Genomic DNA, 5,950 nt, shown 5'->3' with positions numbered 1-5,950 from the left:
GCACTTTAGAAAAAACTATGATTTTATAAACACCCCGTCAGCCTACGGCTGCCACCCCTCTTGAAAAGAGGGGAATTGGGCGACGGTGATTTTAATTCCCCTCTTTTCAAGAGGGGTGCTTAAGCTTGCGAGGAGGGATGTTGAAATAGAAAAAGTGCGTAGCCTCAGTTATTTATCTGAATCGTTATAGTAGGCGTTAACACCTTTAAGAATTTTAAGCGCTTTTAAGCGCGCTTCCGCTTCAGCTAGAATCTGACGCGCTTGTTCGACCTCTACTTTGTCGCTATCACGCGCTTTCTTTAATGCTTCTTCGGCTTGTTGACGCGCCTTCTCAGCAGCAGCTTCATTAAGATCCTTAGCACGTTCCATCACATCAGAGAGAATAATCACTTGATGTGGCTGGACTTCTAAGATGCCGCCTGAGATATAAAGCGTATCTTTTTCATTATTTTCACGTTCAATGCGGACGACACCAGGTGGTAAGGTCGATAAGAGCTGTGTATGACCAAAGGCAATACCCATCTCCCCTTCCGTGCCTCTGAGGCTTACCATTTTAGCACGCGCCTCATAGACTGAACCTTCTTGACTAACCACATTGACTGTAAGTAGTTTATCAGACATCACTGATACCTCTTAGATTGATTTTGCTTTTTCAATCGCTTCTTCGATGGTTCCAACCATATAGAAAGCTTGTTCAGGTAAGTGATCATATTCACCTGCAACAATCGCTTTAAAGCTTGCAATCGTATCTTTCAATGGCACATATTTACCAGGGTTTCCGGTAAAGACTTCAGCCACGTGGAATGGTTGTGATAAGAAACGTTGGATCTTACGTGCACGTGATACGGTTAACTTATCTTCTTCAGATAGCTCATCCATACCTAAAATTGCAATAATATCTTTTAGCTCTTTATAGCGTTGAAGCGTTTGCTGAACACTGCGTGCTACTTCATAATGCTCTTGACCAACCACTAATGGATCCAACTGGCGAGATGTTGAGTCTAACGGATCAACTGCAGGGTAAATACCTAACTCAGCGATTTGACGTGACAATACGATTGTTGCATCCAAATGCGAGAAAGTTGTTGCAGGTGATGGATCTGTTAAGTCATCCGCAGGAACATATACGGCTTGTACAGAGGTAATTGAACCTGTTTTTGTCGAGGTAATACGCTCCTGCAATACACCCATTTCATAGGCAAGTGTTGGCTGATAACCAACGGCAGATGGCATACGCCCTAAAAGTGCTGATACTTCTGTACCTGCTAATGTGTAACGGTAGATATTATCGATAAACATCAATACATCACGGTTCTCATCACGGAAACTCTCAGCAATCGTCAAACCTGTTAATGCCACACGTAAACGGTTTCCTGGTGGCTCATTCATTTGCCCGTAAACCAATGATACTTTATCTAATACATTAGAATCTTTCATCTCATGATAAAAGTCATTACCTTCACGTGTACGCTCACCAACACCCGCAAACACAGAGAAACCACTATGCTCTTTAGCAATGTTATTGATAAGCTCCATCATGGTGACGGTTTTACCAACACCAGCACCACCAAATAAGCCAACCTTACCACCTTTAGCAAATGGACAAATAAGGTCGATTACTTTAATCCCTGTTTCAAGAATCTCAGCACTTAACGCTTGATCTTCAAATGCAGGCGCTTTTTTATGGATTGGCTGTTTTTCATCAGACTTGATTGGTCCACACTCATCGATTGGGTTACCCAATACATCCATAATGCGTCCCAAAGTACCATGCCCTACAGGAACTGAAATTGGCGCATTAGTGTTTTTGACTTCCAAACCACGCTTTAAACCGTCAGATGAACCCATCGCAATACAACGCACGACACCGTCACCGATTTCTTGTTGTACTTCTAATGTTAATCCTGTTTCGTTAACAATTAGCGCATCATAAACTTTTGGCACATTATCGCGCGGGAAAGTTACGTCAATCACCGCGCCGATAATTTGGCTAATTTTACCCATACTCATTTTTATGTCCTCTTAAATTTAAACTGCCGCAGCACCGGAGACAATCTCCGCGAGCTCCTGCGTAATCATTGCTTGACGTGCTTTGTTGTATTGCAACTTCAGTGAATTAATAATATCACCGGCGTTATCAGTTGCATTTTTCATCGCTAGCATTCTGGCTGCCTGTTCACACGCGAGATTTTCAACCACGCCACAGTAAACTTGTGACTCGATATAACGCACTAACAACACATCTAATACGCGCTTAGCACCTGGCTCATACAAGTAATCCCAATGCCCTGTAATCGACTTATCTTCTTTTACAGCGCCTTCTTTCGGTTTAAGGATTGGTAATAACTGCTCTTTAGTCGGTTGCTGTTTGATGGTGTTGACAAACTTATTGCTAAACAGCATTAAGTTATCAAGCTTATTTTCATCAAATGCTTTAACCATTACCGATACGGCACCAGTAATTGAACTTATTGTGTCACCATCATGAAAGTTGGCAACAGAGACAATATTCACCTGACGTAAACGCTTAAAAAAGCTTTCCGCTTTAGAACCAATCAAGCATAAATCAACTTCAACTTTCTGCTCTTGGTAATGCCTAATTGACTTTAATACCTCTTTAAACAAATTAATATTCAAGCCACCACATAAACCACGATCTGTTGAGATAATTACCATACCAACACGTTTAACTTCACGTGCTTGGAAGTACGGATGTGTATACTCCATGCTTGCACGTACAACGTGATGAATAATATCAAGCGCATAATGAGCGTAAGGCCTTGCTTCTTCCATACGATCACGCGCCTTGCGCATCTTACTGGCTGCAACCAACTCCATCGCACGCGTAATTTTCTGGGTATTCTTAACGCTGTTAATTTTAGTACGTATTTCACGACTACCAGACATGATACCCTCCTATTACCAAGATTGCGTTTCTTTGCACTCTTTGATCACTTTTTCAAGTTGAGCGGCAATCTCATCGTTATAGTTGCATGTTTTATTGATCTCATCCATCAATGCTTTATGCTGACTTTCAGCAAAAGCATGTAACGTGGCTTCAAATGATCCAACTTTGCTCAGCTCAATCTCATCTAAATGGCCTTTATCAACAGCATATAACGACAATGCCATTTTAGCGATACTAAGTGGGGAGAATTGCTTTTGCTTCATCAATTCCATCACACGCTCACCACGCTTTAATTGCGCGCGTGTTGCATCATCTAAATCTGAGGCAAATTGTGAAAATGCTTCAAGCTCACGATATTGTGCTAGTGCCAAACGTACACCACCACCTAGCTTTTTAATGATCTTAGTTTGCGCTGATCCACCCACACGCGATACTGAGTTACCTGCGTTAATCGCCGGACGAATACCTGCATTAAACAAATCTGTCTCTAAGAAAATCTGACCATCGGTAATTGAAATCACGTTGGTTGGAACGAATGCTGAAATGTCCCCTGCTTGTGTTTCAATAATTGGTAACGCGGTTAGTGAACCTGTTTTACCTTTTACTTCACCGTTTGTTGCTTTTTCAACGTACTCAGCATTAACACGTGCTGCACGCTCTAACAATCTTGAATGAAGATAGAAAACATCCCCAGGATACGCTTCGCGCCCTGGCGGACGACGTAACAATAATGAAATCTGGCGATATGCCCATGCTTGTTTTGTTAAATCATCATAAATGATCAAAGCATCTTCACCGCGATCACGGAAATACTCACCCATCGCACAACCAGCGTAAGGTGCTAAGTATTGAAGTGCTGCTGAATCAGCGGCATTAGCTGCAACAATAATCGTATGTGCTAAGGCATCATGCTCTTCTAGTTTGCGAACAACTTCAGCTACTGATGACGCTTTTTGACCAACAGCAACATAAATACACTTCACACCTGTATCTTTTTGGTTGATGATCGCATCGATTGCTACTGCTGTTTTACCGGTTTGTCTGTCACCAATGATTAATTCACGTTGACCTCGCCCTATTGGTACCATGGCATCAATTGCTTTAATACCTGTTTGCACTGGTTGATCAACTGATTGACGCCAAATCACCCCAGGGGCTACTTTTTCAACGGGTGAAGTTACATCTGTTTTGATATCACCTTTGCCATCGATTGGGTTACCTAAGGCATCAACAACACGACCTAATAACGCTTCACCTACTGGGACTTCTAAAATACGTCCTGTGCAATACGCTTTTTGGCCTTCTTGAATATGCTCATAATCACCTAAGACAACGGCACCAACTGAGTCTTGTTCAAGGTTAAGTGCTAGACCATAAACACCACCAGGCAATTCAATCATCTCACCTGCGGCAACTTCATTTAGGCCATGTATTCGGATAATACCATCGGAAACAGAGACAATCGTACCTTCTGTTTTTGTTTGTGGCGCATTGTCAAACTTGGCAATACGCTCTTTTATTAATTCACTAATTTCTGCTGGAGTAAGCTGCATAGTCTTTATTCCTATTAATCTTGTTTAAGCTTGTAGCTCGTGCTGTAATTTTTGAAGCTTGCCTTTGATTGAGCCATCGATAACATGGTCCCCAATCTCAATTATTGCTCCACCAATCAAACTCGCATCAACTGCCACGTCAATTTCAATTGCGCACTGATATTTTTGCTCAAGTTTTGTTTTTAATTTTTGAATTTCTGCATCAGAAGTTTCAAATGCTGTCGTGATCTTGGCTTTTTTTGCTTTCTCATCTTCAGCTTTATGCAATAAAAACAACTTATAAATCGTTGGTATCACTGTCAAACGATTATGCTCTGCAGCTAATTTGACAAAGTTTTTACCATGCTCATCAAGCACGTCTTTTAAGACATCAAATATCAATACGGATACATCTGACTGAGAATAGGCAGGATTATCAAGCAACAATGCGACCTCATTATCTGTCACACATTCTGACAGATTAAGTAGCATATTATTCCAGTTTGCAACGGCATTATGTGCTTTAGCATACTCGTAAGCAGCTTGCGCATAAGGTCTTGCAATAGGCGTTAAGTCTGCCATGATCTTACCTCTTAAAGTTCAGCTGCCATTTCTTCCAATAAATGATTATTGGTCGTCATATCAATGTTTTTACCAATAAGCTTTTCAGCACCAGCAACAGCAATACCTACAACTTCTTTGCGTAGCTTTTGCTTCATTGCAATCATATGTGCTTCAGCTTCATCATTAGCCGCTTTACGAATACGATCTGCATCAACACGTGCTGCTTCTTTGGCTTCTTCATCGATTTGCATCGCACGCATATTCGCTTGCTCAATAATTTTAGTCGCTTGCGCTTTTGCTTCATGAATTAGCTCTTGTGCTTTTCTTTTAGCAACTTCTAGCTCTTTTTCCGCGCGATCAGCGGAAGCCAAGCCATCAGCAATCTTTGCACGACGCTCATCCATCGCCTTTTTCAACGGTGGCCAAACGAACTTCATGGTAAAACCGACAAAGATGATAAAAGTGATCATCTGGCCGATTAAGGTAATATTAATATCCATGATTTCTCCTTGTGGATATGTTCAGGATTTATCGTTAATTATGCACCTAGTGCTTTTGATGCAGCTTCTGCTAAACCGTTAATTGCTAATGGGTTTGCATATAAAACCAAGAAACCGATTGCGATTGAGATTGCCGCGAACGCATCAACGAAAGCCGCTACGATAAACATACGACCTAGTAACATACCGCTTAATTCAGGTTGACGTGCCACACCCTCTAGGTATTTACCACCTAACACACCAAAGCCGATCGCAGTTCCTAATGCAGGTAAAGCAATCAATAACGCAACGGCAATTGCTGTTAGACCGTTTAATTGACCTAGTACTTGTAATGACATTTCCATTTTTTTCTCCTTAGTTGGTTTTTGTTTTAATTCTTAATTCTTAATTCTTAATTCTTAATTCTTAATTCTTAATTCTTAATTCTTAATTCTTAATTCTTAATT

General features: G+C 41.1%; 7 protein-coding genes. All 7 read right to left on the bottom strand.

Annotation, left to right across the window (positions count from 1 at the left end; genetic code table 11):
• Positions 1 to 168 precede the first annotated feature (168 nt).
• Genes ACY10D_RS10710 through ACY10D_RS10680 form a run of 7 tightly spaced genes read right to left on the bottom strand, consistent with a single transcriptional unit; the run spans position 169 to position 5,848 of the window.
• Positions 169 to 621, bottom strand: coding sequence for a F0F1 ATP synthase subunit epsilon (locus ACY10D_RS10710; RefSeq protein ID WP_192483607.1), 453 nt, complete (start codon positions 619 to 621; stop codon positions 169 to 171).
• A gap of 12 nt (positions 622 to 633) precedes the next feature.
• On the bottom strand, positions 634 to 2,010 hold the full coding sequence (atpD, locus tag ACY10D_RS10705) for a F0F1 ATP synthase subunit beta (protein WP_487000724.1): 1,377 nt from the start codon (positions 2,008 to 2,010) through the stop codon (positions 634 to 636).
• A gap of 18 nt (positions 2,011 to 2,028) precedes the next feature.
• Positions 2,029 to 2,907, bottom strand: a complete 879-nt coding sequence (gene atpG, locus ACY10D_RS10700) for a F0F1 ATP synthase subunit gamma (RefSeq protein ID WP_487000723.1) — start codon at positions 2,905 to 2,907, stop codon at positions 2,029 to 2,031.
• A gap of 12 nt (positions 2,908 to 2,919) precedes the next feature.
• Positions 2,920 to 4,461 (bottom strand): F0F1 ATP synthase subunit alpha, encoded by a 1,542-nt coding sequence (gene atpA / locus ACY10D_RS10695; RefSeq protein ID WP_487000722.1) that lies wholly within the window; start codon positions 4,459 to 4,461, stop codon positions 2,920 to 2,922.
• 24 nt (positions 4,462 to 4,485) lie between these two features.
• Positions 4,486 to 5,022, bottom strand: a complete 537-nt coding sequence (locus tag ACY10D_RS10690) for a F0F1 ATP synthase subunit delta (RefSeq protein ID WP_487000721.1) — start codon at positions 5,020 to 5,022, stop codon at positions 4,486 to 4,488.
• A gap of 11 nt (positions 5,023 to 5,033) precedes the next feature.
• On the bottom strand, positions 5,034 to 5,504 hold the full coding sequence (locus ACY10D_RS10685) for a F0F1 ATP synthase subunit B (protein WP_192483602.1): 471 nt from the start codon (positions 5,502 to 5,504) through the stop codon (positions 5,034 to 5,036).
• 38 nt (positions 5,505 to 5,542) lie between these two features.
• Positions 5,543 to 5,848 carry a F0F1 ATP synthase subunit B gene (locus tag ACY10D_RS10680; RefSeq protein WP_487000720.1) on the bottom strand — a complete coding sequence of 102 codons (306 nt, stop codon included), beginning with the start codon at positions 5,846 to 5,848 and terminating at the stop codon, positions 5,543 to 5,545.
• Positions 5,849 to 5,950: the final 102 nt, after the last annotated feature.

This window comes from Cysteiniphilum sp. (genome assembly GCF_057495195.1).
The sequence above is the reverse complement of the archived record's forward strand: the minus strand, read 5'-3'. Positions and strand labels throughout refer to the sequence as shown.

Excerpts from the sequence above, each read along its gene's own strand:
- ACY10D_RS10710 (WP_192483607.1), bottom strand. The coding sequence starts at position 621 with ATGTCTGATAAACTACTTACAGTCAATGTGGTTAGTCAAGAAGGTTCA.
- atpD (WP_487000724.1), bottom strand. The coding sequence starts at position 2,010 with ATGAGTATGGGTAAAATTAGCCAAATTATCGGCGCGGTGATTGACGTA.
- atpG (WP_487000723.1), bottom strand. The coding sequence starts at position 2,907 with ATGTCTGGTAGTCGTGAAATACGTACTAAAATTAACAGCGTTAAGAAT.
- atpA (WP_487000722.1), bottom strand. The coding sequence starts at position 4,461 with ATGCAGCTTACTCCAGCAGAAATTAGTGAATTAATAAAAGAGCGTATT.
- ACY10D_RS10690 (WP_487000721.1), bottom strand. The coding sequence starts at position 5,022 with ATGGCAGACTTAACGCCTATTGCAAGACCTTATGCGCAAGCTGCTTAC.
- ACY10D_RS10685 (WP_192483602.1), bottom strand. The coding sequence starts at position 5,504 with ATGGATATTAATATTACCTTAATCGGCCAGATGATCACTTTTATCATC.
- ACY10D_RS10680 (WP_487000720.1), bottom strand. The coding sequence starts at position 5,848 with ATGGAAATGTCATTACAAGTACTAGGTCAATTAAACGGTCTAACAGCA.